At 61.8% G+C, this 17,188-nt stretch carries 20 protein-coding genes; 7 read left to right on the forward strand and 13 right to left on the reverse strand.

Annotation, left to right across the window (positions count from 1 at the left end; all coding sequences use genetic code 11):
- Positions 1-9: 9 nt before the first annotated feature.
- Complete coding sequence (locus ACFY68_RS18325) at positions 10-1,452, reverse strand: alanine/glycine:cation symporter family protein (RefSeq protein WP_346614675.1); 1,443 nt, start codon at positions 1,450-1,452, stop codon at positions 10-12.
- A gap of 177 nt (positions 1,453-1,629) precedes the next feature.
- Here ACFY68_RS18325 and ACFY68_RS18330 point away from each other — a divergent pair, with 177 nt between their 5' ends.
- Positions 1,630-2,439, forward strand: coding sequence for a helix-turn-helix transcriptional regulator (locus ACFY68_RS18330; protein ID WP_346614674.1), 810 nt, complete (start codon positions 1,630-1,632; stop codon positions 2,437-2,439).
- An 11-nt stretch (positions 2,440-2,450) separates the two neighbouring features.
- On the opposite strand, the gene ACFY68_RS18335 is transcribed toward ACFY68_RS18330, so the two are convergent.
- The 3 genes from ACFY68_RS18335 to ACFY68_RS18345 all read right to left on the reverse strand — a co-directional run bounded on the left by ACFY68_RS18335 (position 2,451) and on the right by ACFY68_RS18345 (position 4,562).
- Positions 2,451-3,290, reverse strand: a complete 840-nt coding sequence (locus ACFY68_RS18335; RefSeq protein ID WP_387530062.1) for an alpha/beta hydrolase — start codon at positions 3,288-3,290, stop codon at positions 2,451-2,453.
- Between the two features lie 154 nt (positions 3,291-3,444).
- Positions 3,445-4,239, reverse strand: coding sequence for a TSUP family transporter (locus ACFY68_RS18340; protein WP_387530065.1), 795 nt, complete (start codon positions 4,237-4,239; stop codon positions 3,445-3,447).
- Between the two features lie 17 nt (positions 4,240-4,256).
- Positions 4,257-4,562: a hypothetical protein gene (locus ACFY68_RS18345; RefSeq protein WP_387530068.1), complete on the reverse strand. Its 306-nt coding sequence runs from the start codon at positions 4,560-4,562 to the stop codon at positions 4,257-4,259.
- Between the two features lie 375 nt (positions 4,563-4,937).
- On the opposite strand from ACFY68_RS18345, the gene ACFY68_RS18350 reads away from it, so the two are divergent.
- Positions 4,938-5,822 (forward strand): sugar nucleotide-binding protein, encoded by an 885-nt coding sequence (locus tag ACFY68_RS18350; RefSeq protein WP_346614671.1) that lies wholly within the window; start codon positions 4,938-4,940, stop codon positions 5,820-5,822.
- Complete coding sequence (locus ACFY68_RS18355; protein ID WP_387530070.1) at positions 5,815-6,747, forward strand: NAD-dependent epimerase/dehydratase family protein; 933 nt, start codon at positions 5,815-5,817, stop codon at positions 6,745-6,747. The genes ACFY68_RS18350 and ACFY68_RS18355 overlap by 8 nt, the downstream gene beginning before the upstream one ends.
- A gap of 47 nt (positions 6,748-6,794) precedes the next feature.
- Here the strand turns inward: ACFY68_RS18355 and ACFY68_RS18360 are convergent, their stop codons facing one another.
- On the reverse strand, positions 6,795-7,238 hold the full coding sequence (locus tag ACFY68_RS18360; protein ID WP_387530072.1) for a winged helix-turn-helix transcriptional regulator: 444 nt from the start codon (positions 7,236-7,238) through the stop codon (positions 6,795-6,797).
- Between the two features lie 103 nt (positions 7,239-7,341).
- Here ACFY68_RS18360 and ACFY68_RS18365 point away from each other — a divergent pair, with 103 nt between their 5' ends.
- On the forward strand, positions 7,342-8,547 hold the full coding sequence (locus tag ACFY68_RS18365; protein ID WP_387530074.1) for an MFS transporter: 1,206 nt from the start codon (positions 7,342-7,344) through the stop codon (positions 8,545-8,547).
- Here ACFY68_RS18365 and ACFY68_RS18370 read toward each other — a convergent pair.
- The 5 genes from ACFY68_RS18370 to ACFY68_RS18390 form a co-directional block, all read right to left on the reverse strand.
- On the reverse strand, positions 8,535-9,218 hold the full coding sequence (locus ACFY68_RS18370) for an OmpW family protein (RefSeq protein WP_387530077.1): 684 nt from the start codon (positions 9,216-9,218) through the stop codon (positions 8,535-8,537). The genes ACFY68_RS18365 and ACFY68_RS18370 overlap by 13 nt on opposite strands.
- 109 nt (positions 9,219-9,327) lie before the next feature.
- The gene (locus tag ACFY68_RS18375; RefSeq protein ID WP_387530080.1) at positions 9,328-9,843 is read right to left on the reverse strand and encodes a DUF3299 domain-containing protein; all 516 of its coding nucleotides are present in this window, start codon (positions 9,841-9,843) and stop codon (positions 9,328-9,330) included.
- A gap of 9 nt (positions 9,844-9,852) precedes the next feature.
- Positions 9,853-11,118, reverse strand: coding sequence for an ABC transporter permease (locus tag ACFY68_RS18380; protein WP_387530083.1), 1,266 nt, complete (start codon positions 11,116-11,118; stop codon positions 9,853-9,855).
- Positions 11,118-11,828 (reverse strand): ATP-binding cassette domain-containing protein, encoded by a 711-nt coding sequence (locus ACFY68_RS18385; protein ID WP_387530086.1) that lies wholly within the window; start codon positions 11,826-11,828, stop codon positions 11,118-11,120. Before ACFY68_RS18385 ends, ACFY68_RS18380 begins: the two co-directional genes overlap by 1 nt.
- Positions 11,829-12,392: a DUF2796 domain-containing protein gene (locus tag ACFY68_RS18390; RefSeq protein WP_387530089.1), complete on the reverse strand. Its 564-nt coding sequence runs from the start codon at positions 12,390-12,392 to the stop codon at positions 11,829-11,831. It abuts the gene before it with no gap.
- 130 nt (positions 12,393-12,522) lie between these two features.
- Between ACFY68_RS18390 and ACFY68_RS18395 the strand changes: the two genes are divergently transcribed.
- Positions 12,523-12,891, forward strand: a complete 369-nt coding sequence (locus tag ACFY68_RS18395; protein WP_387530092.1) for a hypothetical protein — start codon at positions 12,523-12,525, stop codon at positions 12,889-12,891.
- A gap of 94 nt (positions 12,892-12,985) precedes the next feature.
- Positions 12,986-14,524: a hypothetical protein gene (locus ACFY68_RS18400; RefSeq protein ID WP_387530095.1), complete on the forward strand. Its 1,539-nt coding sequence runs from the start codon at positions 12,986-12,988 to the stop codon at positions 14,522-14,524.
- A 65-nt stretch (positions 14,525-14,589) separates the two neighbouring features.
- Here the strand turns inward: ACFY68_RS18400 and trxA are convergent, their stop codons facing one another.
- Genes trxA through ACFY68_RS18415 form a run of 3 tightly spaced genes read right to left on the reverse strand, consistent with a single transcriptional unit; the run spans position 14,590 to position 16,618 of the window.
- Positions 14,590-15,474: a thioredoxin gene (gene trxA, locus ACFY68_RS18405; RefSeq protein WP_387530098.1), complete on the reverse strand. Its 885-nt coding sequence runs from the start codon at positions 15,472-15,474 to the stop codon at positions 14,590-14,592.
- Positions 15,475-15,505: 31 nt separating this feature from the next.
- On the reverse strand, positions 15,506-16,165 hold the full coding sequence (locus tag ACFY68_RS18410; protein ID WP_387530100.1) for a class I SAM-dependent methyltransferase: 660 nt from the start codon (positions 16,163-16,165) through the stop codon (positions 15,506-15,508).
- On the reverse strand, positions 16,166-16,618 hold the full coding sequence (locus ACFY68_RS18415; protein ID WP_387530103.1) for a YbaY family lipoprotein: 453 nt from the start codon (positions 16,616-16,618) through the stop codon (positions 16,166-16,168).
- 105 nt (positions 16,619-16,723) lie between these two features.
- On the opposite strand from ACFY68_RS18415, the gene nrdR reads away from it, so the two are divergent.
- Positions 16,724-17,188, forward strand: a complete 465-nt coding sequence (gene nrdR / locus ACFY68_RS18420) for a transcriptional regulator NrdR (RefSeq protein ID WP_016393425.1) — start codon at positions 16,724-16,726, stop codon at positions 17,186-17,188.

The raw sequence follows: 17,188 nt of genomic DNA on the forward strand, positions 1-17,188 counted from the left end.
GGCAGGATATCAGCGCTGCGGCTGGGCTTGGCCCACGGCTTTGTCAGCGGCTGTTTCGGCCTGAGGATTGGCAGGCCAGGCATTGCGGTCCAGGTCCAGGTCGGTGAACTTGGCCGAATCGAACACAGGCTGCTTGATACCCGCCTTGCGCTGGTCATCGTAGTCGCGCATCACCCGCAAGCCGACCTTGAACAGCAGGGCCAGGGCCACCAAGTTGACGAATGCCAGGCAGGTCATGGTGATGTCGGCGAAGGCGAACACGGTCGACAGGTCCTGCATCGAGCCCCACACCACCAGTGCCAGCACCAGGCCGCGGAACACCATCAGAACAGCGCGGTTGCGGGTGAGGAACTGCAGGCTGTTTTCGCCCAGGTAGTAGTTGTAGAGGATGCAGGTGAAGACGAACAGCGACAGCGCGACGCTGACGAACAGGCGGCCCCAGTCACCGACCACTGCGGCCAGGGAGTTCTGGGTCAGGACGATGCCATCACCTTCAAAGCCGGGGGTGTAGAAGCCCGATAGCAGGATCAGCAGTGCGGTGCAGGTGCAGATCACGAAGGTGTCGAGGAACACGCTGAACGCCTGGACCACGCCTTGCGCGCCCGGGTGCTTCACGGCCGCCACGGCTGCCACGTTGGGTGCACTGCCCAGGCCCGCTTCGTTGGCGAATACGCCACGCTTCACGCCCATGACGATGGCACTGCCCAGCAGGCCGCCGAACGCCGGGTCAAGGCCGAAGGCGCTCTTGAAGATGGTTTCCAGCATGGCTGGCACGTGCTCGATCTGCGTGCCGATCACGTACAGGGTCACGCCGATGTAGGCCAGGGTCTTGACCGGTACCAACAGGTCGGACACGGCGGCGATGCGCTTGATGCCACCGAGGAAGGTGATGGCCAGCAGCACAGCCAGGACGATACCGGTGTGCTTGGGGTCGAAGGCAAAGGCGTTCTGCAGCGAGTGGGTCACGGTGTACGACTGCAGGCCAATAAAGGCGAAGCCGTAGGTGACCAGCAGCAGGATCGAGAACACGATGGCCATGTTCTTGCGCTTGAGGCCATGCTGCATGTAGTAGGCCGGGCCGCCACGGTACAGGCCGTCGCCGTCGGCGCGTTTGTAGACCTGGGCCAGCGTGCATTCGAAGAAGCTGCTGGCCATGCCTACCAGGGCAGTGACCCACATCCAGAACACCGCGCCTGGGCCGCCCAGGGTGACGGCGATGCCGACGCCGGCGATGTTACCGGCGCCAACCCGGCCGGCAAGGCTCAGCATCAGGGCCTGGAAGGAGCTCAGCTGGCCTGCCTGGCCACGCAGCGATTCCTTGAACACACCGAACATGTGGCCGAAATGGCGGAACTGGACGAATCGCGAGCGGATGGTGAAGTAACCGCCGAGACCGACGATCAACACGATGAGGAGCTTCCCCGAAAGGAAATCGTTGAGTACTTCGAGCATTGGAAAATGACCTCGATTCTTATTCTTCGTGTGAAAAGACCAGCGGACGGCAGGCGCACCGCTATCGTTGGGGCGCATGGTTGGCCATGACAAGAGTGGTTACAATTTCGCGGGTTGCTCTGACTTGATGCGACTTGATGCTACACTTGCGCCATTCGCGTCACCTGGATTCTGAACATGAGCGATCATTTCGCTACCAATCTCAAACTGGCATGCAGCCACTACCGCTCTATCTCCGAAGTTTGCCGCCAGCTGTCGATCAACCGCGCCCAGTTCAACAAGTACTTGAGCGGGCAGAGCCGTCCGACGGCGTTCAACCTCAAACGCATCGGCGATTTCTTCGGGGTCGAGGATTACGAGCTGAATTTGCCGCCCGAGCAGTTCGCCCGCCTGATTGGCGCACGAGTGTCCACGGTAAGCGACCAGCCCAGCGACCCCATCAGCGAGCTGTTCCGCCCGCTGCACGAGCATGCCGGCAACCTGTCGCGCTACTGCGGCTATTACTTCGAATACTCCAATTGCATGTCGGTACCCGGCACCATCCTGGTGTCGCTGGTGCACCTGCGCGAAGAGCGTGGCCGCTTCCTGTTCGAGCGCCAGGAGCGCCAGGAACGCTCCAGCGCCACCGATCAGCATGCCGAGGTACGCTGCCGCTACCTCGGCGCGGCGTTCCAGCTGCAGGACCGGATGTTCCTCATCGACTACGAGTCGCTGACCTTGAACGAGATGAGCCAGACCATCCTCATCCCCAGCTTCAAAAGCCGCATCACCCGCTTGAACGGGCTGAAGACCGGCGTCTCCAGCGGCGATCGACGCAACCCGGCCTGCACCCGCGTGGTGTGGGAGTTTCTGGGGGAGGAGATCAACCGCATCAACGCCTACCGGCAGGTCAAACTCTACCGACCGGATGATCCGCGCATTGATGACGATGTGCGCGAGCGGTTGAGCGTGGGGCCGCTCAGTAACGGGCTGTTCGAAATCGAGTGATGGTCAGGGCATCAGCCGCCGTCGAGGATGAACATTTCAACCGCATTGGCAACCTGGTCCGCGATGGCTGGCGTGCTGCGCAGGTGGGCGGCGATGCCGTGGTCGCAGTCGGTAAGAAACAGGCATTGCAAACGCGCTGCCGGTACGGCGCTCATCAGCGCTTGGGTGACTTCTTCAGGGATCGGGCTGTAGCGTTCGGTGCCGCCCAGCCACAGGTTACCTGCGCTGGTGCCCGGCCCTTTGCCGAAGCGTTGTGAGTTGAGCCCGTCGTACTCGCCAATCACCATCAGCACTCTGCCCTGGAACTGCTTGAGGAAGGCGTAGCTGTTGCTGTCCAGAAAGCCATAGGGCTTGCTGATGGCGGCAGTGAATGCCGGGCCAAACGGCGCCTGGTGGGCATCATCTGGATAGACCGCCGGGCAGATCAATACGATGCTGTCCACTTGCGGCAACCGTGCTGCAAGTTTCAGCGTGATTGCCGCGCCCAGGCTGTGGCCTATCAGCGTTCTGCATCGAGGTGCGATATGCGCGTAGAAGCGCTGTGCCTCTTCGAGGTTGGTAACCAGTGACGGCGCCACTGCGCCTGGCTCGCTGGCATGGCTGTGACCAGAAAGGTTGCCCGTGAGCGACCCGATACCAGCGGCTTGCAGGCGATAGAGCAGAGGGTTGAGCCGGGTAAAGTCCGAACGCGCGCCACCCAGCACGAATACCGGCGCTGCGCGCTCGGTATCAGGTACCAGCAACCTGGCCTGTTGCTGATAGCTTGCGAAGTGTTCGTCGATGAACAGCTCTCTGCCCGGGGCAGGCTCGTCGAACTGCCATTTAAGACGCTGATCAATGCCCGTTTCCAAGTGTCTGGTGTCCCTAGGCTCTGTTCGAAAAGCCTTGATACTTGTCCATGCTGCGTTGAAAACAGCCTCGGAATGCTCATGTACTCCAGTACACTCCGCTTCCTCGGCTGTTTTCGCCTTGCTGCCCTGCGTCTCAAGACTTCTCGTACAGAGCCTAGAAAGCCCGGAGGTGCAGCCATTCGCCAAGTGGGTTGTCAGTATCGAGCAGCAGCTTAAGCGCCATGATGCAGCAAACGCAGACCAACAGCGGCTTGACTAGACGCGGGCCGAAGCGGACTGCACAGCGTGCACCCAACTGTGCACCCACGAACGCAGCAAATGCCATAGCCAGTGCCAGCGGCCAGATGATAGCTCCGCTGAGTGAAAACACTGACAACGCGCCCAGGTTGCAAGCTGCGTTCAAAAGCTTTGCGTTGCACACCGCTTGGATCAGATGTTGACCCAGCAGAATCACGCACGCCAGCATGAAAAACGACCCGACGCCCGGGCCAAAGATTCCGTCATAAAAACCGATGACGGGAGCCACTGCCATGCAGAACAGGCTAGTCGAGATCTTCGCCTGGCGCGCTTGTTTATTGGGTTTTGGACTGAACGCGAAGTAGGCCGCTACCAGAATAAGCAATATGGGTACGCAGGCCTGCAAGACGTGCTTGGGTACGTAGCTTATCGATAAGGCGCCCAAGGCCCCTCCGATAAATGACATGACAGCCATTGGGCTGCCGCGCTTCCAGTCAATCATGCCTTTGCGGGCAAAAGCACACGTAGCCGAAACCGTGGCAGAAGCCGCCTGGAATTTGTTGGTGGCGATTGCCGCCAAGGGTTCTATACCGGCAATGAACAAGACTGGCAGCGTGATCAGCCCTCCGCCTCCAGCAATCGCATCGAAAAACCCAGCCATAAGTGCAACCAGGGCAAGTATCAGTACGAGGTTCAAGTCGAGTTCGATCATTGGATGTTTTCCTGTATTCAGCCACGGACCAGGAGGGGGTCTTCAGCGAGTACCAGCGGTTGTGCGAAGGGTGAATATCCGAACTGACGAACAAGCAAGCGTCGGTTGTCCTGGACTCTGTCGCGGCCGTGATGGCGCACCAGTTCCAGCAGTAATTGATTTCTTGAAGCGAGATATTGGCAACGAGGGCTCAGCATCAGGGTGGAAATGTCGGGTAGCTGGTCGGGTAGTGGGTCGTCAGGGAAAGGCATTTGCCTGTACATCAAGGCAGACAGATTTCCTTCGCTAAAGCGCTGCAGGGTCGAACGCTGATCTTCGCTCAAGGTCTTTCCAGCTGTTTGGCGAGTCGGCGAGCTTGAATCGCAACCCCTTTGACTTCAGGGCCGCCCGCTGCAGCGATGGCTAGGCTTGCGGAGGCTATGGCTCGGCTTTGTTCCGAATTGAAATCCAGATAATCGACTTCCGAATGAGGCATTGAACGTTCCCTGTAGTTGTTTTTATGCCGTTCCCACCTGGCTAGTGGGTGAGTCAACTATTCAATGCAGTTATGCTGCTACGCGAAAGCCAGCTCGTTCCCGGTATCTCGTAGGAGATTTCTGATGGCGACGGTCTTGGCCAGGCCCTGCGTTGGACTTCCCGGGCAGGAAACCGCAAAATGACCCCTTTCCCTCATCAATCTGTTCGGATCTGCTGACTCTATGCGTATGCGCCTGATGCTGTTGGGTGGTGGCAATGCCCTCGGGCAAGCGCTGATTCGTCTCGGGGCCGAGGAGGACATCGCATTCCTGGCGCCGCGCCCGCCGGAAGACGGCTGGACGCCAGCCAACCTGACCCAGCTGCTTGACGATCACCGTCCCGATGCCCTGGTCAACCTGGCTTACTACTTCGACTGGTTCCAGGCCGAGTCGGTCAGCGAGCAGCGCCTGGCTCAGCAGGAGCGGGCAGTTGAGCGGCTGGCGGAGCTGTGCCAGCACCACCAGATCACCCTCGTGCAGCCTTCCAGCTACCGGGTGTTCGATGGTTCGCGGGCCACGGCCTACAGCGAAAAGGACGAGCCGGTACCGTTGGGCCTGCGTGGCCAGGCGTTGTGGCGCATCGAGCAGAGCGTGCGTGCGGCGTGCCCGCAGCATGTGCTGCTGCGCTTCGGCTGGCTGCTGGACGAGAGCATCGACGGTGCCCTGGGCCGCTTCCTGACCCGCGCCGAGCAACCTCAGGAACTGTTGCTGGCCGATGATCGCCGCGGCAATCCGACGCCGGTCGACGATGCTGCGCGGGTGATCCTGTCGGTGCTCAAGCAGCTCGATTGCACAGCGCCGTTGTGGGGCACGTACCACTACGCCGGCAACGAAGCGACCACGCCGCTGGCGCTGGGCCAGGCGATCCTCACCGAGGCCGGGCAGCATCGCCAGTTGGCGGTGCAGGCGCCGACCGCGCAGGCGCATGCCGCTCGCCCGGATGCCAGCGAAGAGCCGCAGAACGCGGTGCTGGCCTGCAAAAAAATACTTCACACCTTTGGCATCAAGCCGCGTGCCTGGCGCGCTGGCCTGCCGCCTCTACTGGACCGATTCTACCGCCATGGCTGATGCCCCCATCCTGATCACCGGCGGCGCCGGCTTCATTGGCTCCCACCTGTGCGATGCGTTGCTGGCCAAAGGGTACGCCGTGCGCGTGCTCGACGACCTCTCCACCGGCAAGCGCGACAACCTGCAACTAGGCAACCCGCGCCTTGAACTGATCGAGGGTGATGTCGCCGATGCCGCGCTGGTTCAGCGCGCCGCAACCGGTTGCCGCGCCGTCGTGCATCTGGCTGCAGTGGCTTCTGTGCAAGCTTCGGTGGAAGACCCGGTGAAGACCCACCAGAGCAACTTCATCGGCACCCTGAATGTCTGCGAAGCCATGCGCCTGCAGGGCGTGCGCCGGGTGCTGTTTGCCTCCAGTGCGGCGGTGTACGGCAACAACGGCGAAGGCCAGTCAATTGCCGAGGACACGCCCAAAGCGCCCTTGACGCCCTATGCGGTGGACAAGCTGGCCAGCGAGCAATACCTGGACTTCTACCGCCGTCAGCATGGGCTGGAGCCGGTGGTGTTCCGCTTCTTCAACATCTTCGGGCCGCGCCAGGACCCTTCGTCCCCGTACTCCGGGGTGATCAGCATTTTCAGTGAGCGGGCCACCCAAGGGTTGCCGATCACGGTGTTCGGCGACGGCGAGCAAACCCGTGACTTCCTGTACGTGGGCGACCTGGTGCAGGTGATGGTGCAGGCGCTGGAACAGCCGCAGGTGGAGGAGGGTGCGGTGAATATCGGCCTGAACCAGGCGACTTCGCTGAACCAGCTGCTCAAGGCGTTGGAAAAGGTGGTCGGCAGCTTGCCGCCTGTCAGCTATGGCGAGGCTCGTTCAGGTGACATTCGCCACTCCCGGGCGGATAACCAGCGTTTGCTGGCGCGATTCGATTTCCCGCAGCCGACATCGATGGTCGAAGGGCTGGCGCATTTGCTCGGCAAGCCCTGAAACCAGGGCCTCTGCAGTAGCGGGCTTGCCCGCAAAGACGGTACTGCTCAGCCATGGCTGATCACCCGTCTCCGGCAGTCTTCCGGCCCCACAACCCGGCCATCCTGCGCGCGCACCAGCAGCGTCTCGATCGGCTTGCCGCTGGCGTTATCGAGTAGCTCCGACCGCGCCTCCCCCGCCTCGAACAAAAACCGCTCCCCCCACTGCCGCAGCCCCACCACGATCGGAAACACCGACCGCCCTTTGTCGGTGAGCACATATTCCTTGTAGGCACTGCCATCCGATGCTGGCTGCAGCTGCAGCAGGCCGCTTTCCAGCAAAAGCTTGAGCCGCGTTGTGAGGATGTTCTTCGCCAGCCCCAGGTTCTTTTGGAATTCACTGAAGCGGCGCAGGCCGTCGAAGGCATCGCGCAGGATCATCAGCGCCCAGCGGTCGCCCAATACTTCCAGGGCCCGTGCTACAGGGCATTGAGCGTTCACGTCATCGAGCATGGGTGCAACCTCTAGCGATCATCTGGTTGCAGATTAAAACCACATTTGCTAAATAGCCAGCAGGTGGTTTCAATTTGAAACCAGAAGCGCTGGAGCTGAGCCGATGAACGATGTGCCGACCCGCGGGATAACCCTGCTGCTCGCCGCCACCTGCGCCATGGCCGTGGCCACGGTCTATTTCGCCCAACCTTTGCTCGAGTCGATCGCTGCGGACCTGGGCGTGCCGCAGGCACGGATTGGCTGGGTTGTCGGTGCCACCCAGGCGGGTTACGCGCTGGGGCTGATCCTGATCGTGCCGTTCGGAGACTTGTTCGATCGCAAGCGCCTGGTATTGGGCCAGCTGCTGGTCGCGGCGCTGGCGCTGGCCGCCGTTGGCCTGGCACAGAACTGGGCGGTAATGCTTGCCGCTTTGGCCGTGGTCGGGCTGATGGCGGTGATGGTGCAGGTGATGGTGGCGTATGCCGCAGTCCTTGCCTCACCTGCCCGCCAGGGGCAGGCCGTGGGTACGGTCACCAGCGGTGTCGTGCTGGGCATTCTGCTGGCGCGCCTGGTGTCCGGTGCGCTTGCCGATGTGGCGGGTTGGCGCAGCGTCTACTTCGTGGCAGCGGGGTCGCTGTTGCTGATGGCCCTTGTGCTCTGCCTTAGCTTGCCAGCAGGGCGCCGCCCGCAACGTCGATCAGGTTACCTGGCATTGATCGGCTCGCTGTTCAGCCTGTACCGCCAGGACCGCTTGCTGCGCCGGCGCGGCCTGTTCGGCCTGTTGATCTTTGCCGCGTTCAGCGTGCTGTGGAGCAGCATGGTCTTGCCCCTGGGGGCCGCACCTTTGGCGTTGAGCCACAGCGAAATCGGCCTGTTCGGCCTGGCAGGCATCGCCGGTACGTTGGCGGCGTCGCGTGCAGGGCGTTTGGCCGATCAGGGGTTGGGTGAGCGCACCACGGGCCTGGCGCTGGCAGTGCTGACGCTGTCATGGCTGCCGACAGCTTTGGTCGGGCAATCGTTGATAGCTTTCACCCTGGGTGTACTGATGCTGGACTTCGCCGTGCAGGCGGTGCACGTCACCAACCAAAGCCTGTTGCTGGCCGGGCGGGGCGAGCTGGCCAGCCGGTTGATCGGCGCCTACATGTGCAGTTATGCGATTGGCAGCGGGCTTGGCGCGGTGCTGGCGAGCTGGGTGTATACCCGTTGGGGCTGGGGCGCAGTGTGTGCGCTGGGGATGTCGTTCAGCGCGCTGGCGCTTGGTTACTGGCTGTGGCTGCAAACAGAAAGGGCGGCCTCGGCCGCCCTGTCTCGCAGTGGTCAGAACTTGTAGCCAAGGCCGACCATGTAAACCCACGGGTCGACTTCCACATTGACCTTGGTCTTGCTGTAACCCAGCGCGCTCGGGCCGTCGACGCTGGCCTTGGTGTCGATGTCGACGTACCAGACCGAGGCGTTGACCAGCAGGTTGTCGGTCAGCATGTAGTCCATGCCCAACTGGCCGGCGATACCCACCGAGTCCTGCAGCTTGAGGTTGCTGAAGCCCTGTTGCTTGCGCGCGCTGCTCAAGTCTTCATCGAAGAACAGGGTGTAGTTGATGCCGATACCGGCGTAGGGCTGGAAGCGCGAGTTCGGGGCCATCGGGTAGTACTGCAGCGACAGGGTCGGCGGCAGTTGCTTGATGTCGGCCAGCTTGCCGTCCAGGCCGCCGCCCAGGCCTTTGACGCCAACGGTGTGCTGGAACGGCGTGGCGGCCAGCAGCTCAAGGCCGATGTGGTCGGTGAGCATGTAGGCGAAGGTCAGGCCCAACTGGGTGTCGCTGTCCAGGGTAGCCTTGGTGCCCGACACCTTGTTGCCATCGAACTTCAGGTCGCCGCTGCTTTCGTTCGGGGCGGTGGTGATGGCGCCTGCGCGCAAGATCATGTCCCCCGCCTGATAGGCGTGGGCGGCAGGGGCGACGAGCGCAAGGGCCAAAAGCGAGGCGCCGAGCAAGGACTTGTTCATGGAAGCTCCCAAAGGACGTTATTAATCGAGTAGTCCAATGGTACGGAGCCGTCTAAACCGATTGTTTGACCCAGCTCAAAGAACCGCGTTCACGAATTCGAAACAGTTCTCACTTCAGGTCATAAACGTATATTTTCTCGGCTTCCATCTGGTAGCCAGCGTCGGCCAGTTCGCTGCTGGAGGCTCTAACCTGCAGCTTTCCTTCTATCCAGTAGGGCTGGTAGAGGTCTTCGACGCGAACGCCCATCTCGCTGAAAATATGCACGATCTGGTTGGAGGGCGGGGGTGGCACATGGATGCAGGCGCCGTAGTAAGGCACCAGCAGAAATTCGGTGGTGCGGCCTTCTTCGCTGACTTCCAGCGGCACGATGTAGCCAGGCAGCTTGATCTGCTGGCCATCCAGGCCTTTGACCACGGGCGCATCCGGCGCTTGCTGGCGCGCCGGTGGCGCCGATTCGGCAGACAGTGCGTTGCTCAGCTGCGACATGTCATGCAGCGGTGCAAGCTGCGGTGGGATGACCGGCGCGCCTTCAGGGATCAGCGCGGGCCAGTCGAGTTCGCGGGGCTCCGCCGCCCAGGTTTGGGCGGCGAACATCAGCAGGGTTAAAAACAGCGCGCGGAGCATGGCGTTTTCTCAGAGGTGAATCGACAAGCCATCAGCCAGCGACTGCCGATAGGCGCGCCAGGCCGGCACGCTGCCCATCAGCAGTGCTGCGCCGAGGATGATAGCCAGCAATGTCCACTCGTGCGCACTGGGCCAGGCCAATGGCAGGTACAACCCGTAGTTGGCCTGCACGTAACCCTGGGCAAGGGCGATACCGGCGTAAAGCAGGCCAAGCCCGGCTACGATCCCGGCAGCCGCCAGCGCCAATGCCTCAAGCACCAGCAACCCAGCAATGTGCCAAGGCCGGGCACCCACCGAGCGCAAGATCGCCATCTCCCGGCGGCGCTCGTTCAGGCTGGTGAGGATCGCCGTAAGCATGCCGATCAGGCCGGTCAGCACGACGAACAGCGAGACCACGAACAGCGCCTGTTCGGCGGTGCCCATCAGGCTCCACAGCTCCTGCAGTGCCACCCCCGGCAAAATCGCCAGCAGCGGTTCGTTGCGGTATTCGTTGATCTCGCGCTGCAGGCTGAAGGTGGCGATCTTGTTGTTCAAACCGAGCATGAATGCGGTGATCGCAGCTGGCTGCAGGTCCATGCCACGTGCCTGATCGGCACTGATGCGCCCGGCGCCACGGGCCGGCACGCCGTTGTGCCAGTCGATATGGATCGCCTCCATGCCTGCCAGGCTGATGTGCAAGGTGCGGTCGACCGGCGTGCCGGTGCGTTTCAGCACGCCGACCACGGTGAAGGGTTTGTCGTCGTGCTTGACCAGGCTGATCGCTGCTACGCCATGCGCCAGCACCAGCTTGTCGCCCAGCTTGTAGTGCAAGGCGTCGGCGACTTCTGCGCCAAGCACCACTTCGAACGGGTCGTCGGCAAACTCACGGCCTTGGCTCAGCGTCAGGTGCTGCCTGCGCCCATATTGATAGTGGCTAAAATAGTCGCCGGTGGTGCCCATCACCCGGTAGCCGCGGTGCGAGTCACCTAGCGAAATAGGAATAGCCCACTTCACCCGCGGGTCTTGGGCGTAATGCTGGTAGCTGTCCCAGCGAATGTTGTTGGTGGCGTTGCCGATGCGGAACACCGAATACAACAGCAGGTTCACCGAACCTGAGCGGGCGCCGACAATCAGGTCGGTACCGCTGATGGTGCTGGCGAAGCTGGCGCGGGCTTCGGTACGCACGCGCTCTACGGCCAGCAGCAGGCACACCGACAGGGCGATGGCGAACGCGGTAAGGAAGGCGGTGAAGCGGCGGTTGGCCAGGCTGGCCAGGGCAAGACGAAGCAGGTACATCAGGCCTCCCGGGGCTTGGCGGCGCGGTTGAGTTCGGCCAGTGAAAGGTGACGGTCGAACAGCGGCGCCAGGCTCTGGTCATGGCTGACGAACAGCAGGCTGGAGCCAGCCGCCCGACACTCGGTGAACAGCAGGCGGATGAACGCTTCGCGGGTGTCGGCATCGAGGGCCGAGGTTGGTTCGTCGGCGATCACCAGTTCGGGCTGGCCGATCAGCGCACGGGCCGCGGCCACGCGCTGCTGCTGGCCGATCGACAGGCTGTCAGCGCGCCGCGCAAGCATGGCCGGGTCGTCCAGGCCCAGGTGCGCAAGCAACTCGGTGGCGGCCTGGTCGACACTGCCGTGACGCTGGCGCGCACGTTCGGCGCGGCTGCGCGAGAAGCGGCAGGGCAGTTCGACATTTTCGCGCACCGAAAGAAACGGCAGCAGGTTGAACTGCTGGAAGATATAGCCGGTGTGGTCGACCCGGAAGCGGTCCCGGGCGCCTTGGCCCAACGCACCGAGGTCCTGGCCGAGCAACCGGATACGCCCCTGGGCTGGCAAGTGGACCCCGCCCAACAAGCCCAGCAAGGTGGTCTTGCCGCTGCCGCTGGGGCCTTTGAGGAACAACGCCTCACCGGCATCCAGGCGAAATGCCGGGATGTCCAGCAGTGGGGGCTGGTTGGGCCAGGCGAACACCAGGTCCTGCAGTTCGATCAACGGCAGGCTCATTCAGAACGCGACCATGGCCTTGGCGGGCGAAGTTTCAACGCCTTTCTGGCCGTTCGGGCCGATCAGCTGCACGTTGATTTTCTGTGTGGCCGGAAAAGCCTTGAACAGCGGCGCAAGGTCGAGCTGGGTGAGTTTCTCAGGTGCCGAGCAGTTCAGCTGGTAATGGGCACCGATGTCGCTGTGCGGGTGGGCGTGTTCGTGCTCGTCGCCGTCGTCATCTTTTACCGCATTACCGAACAGCGGGCTTTCAAGCTCCTGAGCGTCCTCCTTGCAGCCTGCGGCCGCCGCCAGGCCAAACAGTTTCAGCGGTTGTTCGAGCTGCTGGCGCACGGCGGCGACCTTGGCCTTGTCGGCATCAGTACTGGCCGCGTGCTCGAAGCCGACCAGGTTCATTGCCGGGCTGTCCAGCTCCAGCTCCAGGGTGTTGCCGTCGAGCACGGCGTTGAGCTTGGCCACGCCATGTTCGTGGGCGCCGAGCGTGCCATGGGCGTGGTCATCATCGTGGGCATGGGCCACGGCCAGTGGCAGCAAGGCGAAGGGCAGGGCGAGCAGCAGGCGGCGCATGGACGACTCCGGAACGGTCTGGAAGATTGGGTTATGTTATAACAGCTTTTCTCCCTATCGCCAGCCCACGTGGCGCAGGTTTCATCTTGCGGTAGCATGGGTACATTGACATGGGCTCAAGGAAAGCATCGTGAGAATTCGTGGACAGATTGGTGACTGGCCGGTGGACCTGACCATCGAGCTGGAACCGGCGGAATGGGCGCAGATGGGGCGGCAAATCGAGGGGCAAGCACCGCAACCGGGTGGCGCCGTGGGTGCGGCGATGGTACCGGCCCCGCGCCAGGATGATGGCCAGTGGGCGGCAGCGCTCGATATGTTGCGCCAAGCGGGGAGGCTATCCGGGCCCGAGTTTCTGGAGAGCCTGACGGGTCTGGCTGGGAGTGCAGCAGCAGGAAAGAGAATGCTGGTGCGTTTGCGGCACTGTGCACAGGTCCGCGTGCTGGCAGGTGAAGATGCTCCACTCTACTGTTGGCAGGAGAATGCAAACGAGCAGTCTTGAGCAAATGCGGCTGCGATCACCTGATATTTTTGCCAGTTTTCATTGAGTGTCCAAAGGTGTCGAATGTGTAGATCTCCATATAGGAAGGCCTGCCATGCACACCCAGAACGACGCAGCAACCCAGCAGTACGACCTGCGCGGTTGGCGCTCACACTTTATTTTTGACGCTGAAAAACTGAACGCCCTCTGCCTGCATTATTACGAGGGGCGGCCTGACACTGTCCACACCGACGCTGTTGATTTTGTCCATCAACGCCCTAGCGGCTGGCTGACGACGCGTTGTGTGTTGGGCAGTCCGCTGCCGGAGTTTCCAACCGGCAACGGTGAAACGATCACTGTGGCAAGGCGTTTTGTGTCGTACACCAGTTACGAATTTCACAGAGAGCAGGGTGCGCGGTACGCCGATATCCTTGAAATAGTTGCCGGCAGCCGGAATGAGCGCAGGGCATTGTTTCAGACATTCAGACTGGATCAGTGCGTTGGTACATACCAATACAACGATGACACAATTTTTACGCTGTCGGCAGGCTCCGACTTCTCAGTCGGATTTCTAGGATTCCCAGAGCGTGACACGGACGCAGGCCTGCCATTCAAGATTCGCTTTGACAAACTTCCTGCGGGTGAAAAAATTGTCGTGCTGCCCAAGACTGCGGATGTCACTTTTGGCAAGTGGTTGATGCAGGATATACGTTTCTATCTGCGCCGCACTCAAGACCAGCATTCCCATGTCATGTATATTGCCAATGCGAGCGATGGCAACGGTTCAATTCCTGCCAGCACGGAAGATGAGCGTGAGCAGGGGCCGGCAACAGCATTGAATGCATTAGGGTATTGCTTTGTACATTGGGATGATATCCCGGATGAAGGTTTTTATGGCCGAGACTTCGAAGAATTTTCACAGTTACTCTTCCCGGTAGGGAGGGCGGCATACTACGGTTTCGTGGAGGACTATCCGGTCTCCAATGCCACGCTGCTTGAACCTTCCACGGGTTTTGAGACACCAACGCCAGACGCTGCCGTTTATTCGTCGCATATAGATCCCTTGGTCCGGATCGTATCTGCAGGCAGCCCCCGCCAACGATTGGTGCTGAATACCGTCAACCCTGCCACGCCGATCTGGCAAATCACTCCGCCTGCTGTTGGGCAGTTGGTCCCTAACGGCCGCTTCTGTGATTACATCCCGCAAGACGAGGGGGGGGTGATTTATGAAAAAAACCCGTTGACCGGCAAGGACGCTGCGCTGCGCACTTCAATGACAAGAGACCCAGTCGATATTGTCCGGATTCTTTCGGGCTTTGCGCTACTTCCGTATTTCTCGACCATGGTCGTACTCAATGCCAGGCCGACCCATTACTTCAAACTCGCCGCAGTCGGTGTAAAACTGCAGCTCACGTTAGTTTATGAGAAGTGGGGAGAGGGAGAAACAGTCGTACCGCCGGAGCTTATCGAGTGGAAAGTGCTGGCGGGGGATGGGAACCTGTCAAATGGCCTTTTTACGTCTGGCACCACCAATAGGTTCAGTGTTGTGCAGGCAATCCACCGGGATGAAAAATGGATGCAGTTCGCGGTAATCATCATTCCCATGCCATTGCTGACTGCCGCTGAGTTCGTGGCCATGCGTAATGGGGGTTGACCTCAAAAGGTGATGGGCAGGTAGCGGATACGCTACCTGCCCTCCCTGTTGGGCTACGGTGCAGGTTAGAACATCGCCGCCGACAGCTTGCGGCGATATACACCAACCAGCGGGTGGTCCCCACCCAGCAACTCGAACACCTGCAGCAACGCCTTCTGCGGCAGCCCATTCTCGTAGCCACGGTTACGCTGGAACAACTTCAACAGCCCATCCAGCGCCGCTTCATACTGCTGGCGCGCCAGTTGCTGAATGCTCAGCTGGTAAGCCGCTTCGTCATCCTGCGGGTTCTGCGCCAGGCGGCTTTTCAGGTCGGCCACTTCCGGCAGGCTCTCAGCCTGGCGCAGAAACGTCAGCTGGGCCTTGGCACCGGCCAGCGCCGCCTTGTGCTCGTCGGTCTTCACTGCATCCAGTACCACCTGGGCTTCACCCAGTTCGCCACGCTCTGCCAGGCAGCGGGCATACAGGATCAGCGCCTCGGCATTGCTGTTGTCTTCACCCAGCAGCACCTGCAGCAAGGCTTCGGCCTCGGCAAAACGGCTTTCGGCGAACAGCGCCTTGGCCTGCTCCAGTGGCGAAGCGGCCGGGGCGGCAGGCATTTGCACGTGCGGTTCGAGCATGGCGCGGATGCCCGACTCCGGCTGCGCACCGGCAAAGCCATCGACCGGTTGGCCGTCCTTGAACAGCACCACGGTCGGCAGGCTGCGAATGCCGAATTGGGCAACCACCTGCTGCTCCACGTCGCAGTTGATCTTGGCCAGCAGCAGCTCGCCCTGATATTCCTCGGTGATCTTCGCCAACAGCGGCATCAGCGCCTTGCACGGCGCGCACCATTCGGCCCAGAAGTCCACTAGGACCGGCTTGTGGAAGGAGTTCTCGATGACCAGTTGCTGGAAGTTGGCATCGGTGGCATCGAAGATGTACGGCAGATCTTTACTAGGAGCTTGGCTCATCGCGACTCTCGCAAAACCGTGAATCGCACCACTATAAAGGCTCGCGGCTGGCGTGGTACAGGCTGACCCGGCGGAATTCGTGCGGCTCGGCCAGGTCCGGCAGGGTCAGCGCATCGAGCACGCCCAGTTGCCGGTACAGCGGGTGGCTGAAGTCGCGTACCCGCGAGTCGGCCACCAGGGCCTGTCGACCACGGCCCAGGAAGGCATCGAGCAGCGGCAGGTTGGCGCGGTCGTAGAGCACGTCGGCGACCAGGATCAGGTCGAAGCGGTCTGCCTCGGCGAAAAAATCAGTGCTGTAGCCGAGCTCCACGCCATTGAGCAAGGCATTGGCCTGGCAGGCTTGCAGCGCCAACGGGTCGAGGTCGCAGGCCACCACTTCGGTGGCCCCGGCTCGCGCAGCGGCAATCCCGGCAATGCCCGAGCCTGCGCCAAAGTCCAGCACGCGTTTGCCTGCCACCCACTCGGGGTGTGCGGCCAGGTAGCGGGCCATGGCCAGGCCGCTGGCCCAGCAGAAGCTCCAGTACGGCGGGTCTTCGAGAATGCGCCGGGTTTCTTCCATGCTGAAAGCGCGGTCCATGTTCTGGTCGTCGATCAGCCACAGCTTGAGTGCGCATTCCGGCAGCTCACTGACCACCAGGCGCGCTTCACCGATCAGGCCGCTGAGGGCTTGTTGCAGGGCAAGTGGCGCCACTTACGGTGCCTTTTCGAACTGCAGCGGGCCGGTGGCCTGGGTTTGCGCCTGCGTGATGCGCACCGGTGGCAGGTGCAGGATCAACTGCCCGGAGTTGCTGGCGCGGCCGCGCAGCTCCACCCTGGCGCCGGCCGGGAAGGCCTCGGGGTTGAAACGCAGCTGGTAGGGCAGGGCCTGGCCGGTACCGGTCAGGGTGCTGCTGGCCAGCAACTGTTGCGGGCGGCCGCGCTCGTCGATAACGAGCAGTGCCAACTCCACGTTCGCGCCGGCGGGGATCGCCATCAAGGTCCCGCTCAGCTCGCGCTGGTAGGCCGGCAGGGGGCCGAGCGGCTGGGCTTTTTTCGCCACCTTGGCAGGTACGGGCGCGGGGGCTTGTTCAGTCTTGGGCCGGTCACTGCCGCAGGCAGTGAGCAAGGCGGCGCAGCACAGCACGGCGAGCGCTCGAAGATGCATGGGGTAGTCCTTCACGGGCAGAATTCTATGGATGTTAACCCCTTTGGCTTGTCTTGCCAGTGGGATGCGCTACCATGGCCCTCCCTTTTTTTGTTGCCTGCCACCATGCACTGTCCGTTTTGCGGTGCCAACGACACCAAGGTCATCGACTCGCGCCTGGTCGCCGAGGGCGAGCAAGTGCGCCGCCGTCGCGAATGCGTCGCCTGCGGTGAGCGCTTCACCACCTTCGAAACCGCCGAATTGGTACTGCCCCGGCTGATCAAGCAGGACGGTACCCGCCAGCCCTTCGACGAAGACAAGCTGCGTGCGGGCATGCAGCGCGCGCTGGAAAAGCGCCCGGTCAGCGTTGAACGCCTGGAGGCGGCGCTGGCGCATATCAAGAGCCGCCTGCGCGCCACCGGCGAGCGTGAGGTGAAGTCGCTGGTGGTCGGAGAGCTGGTGATGGCCGAGCTGCGCAAGCTCGATGAAGTCGCCTATATCCGTTTCGCTTCGGTGTACCGGCGCTTCCAGGACCTCGACGAATTCCGCGAAGAAATCGACCGCCTGGCCCGCGAGCCGGCTAAAGAGTGA

Origin of the sequence: Pseudomonas sp. NPDC012596, assembly GCF_042902325.1 — a bacterium.
Taxonomy (GTDB): domain Bacteria; phylum Pseudomonadota; class Gammaproteobacteria; order Pseudomonadales; family Pseudomonadaceae; genus Aquipseudomonas.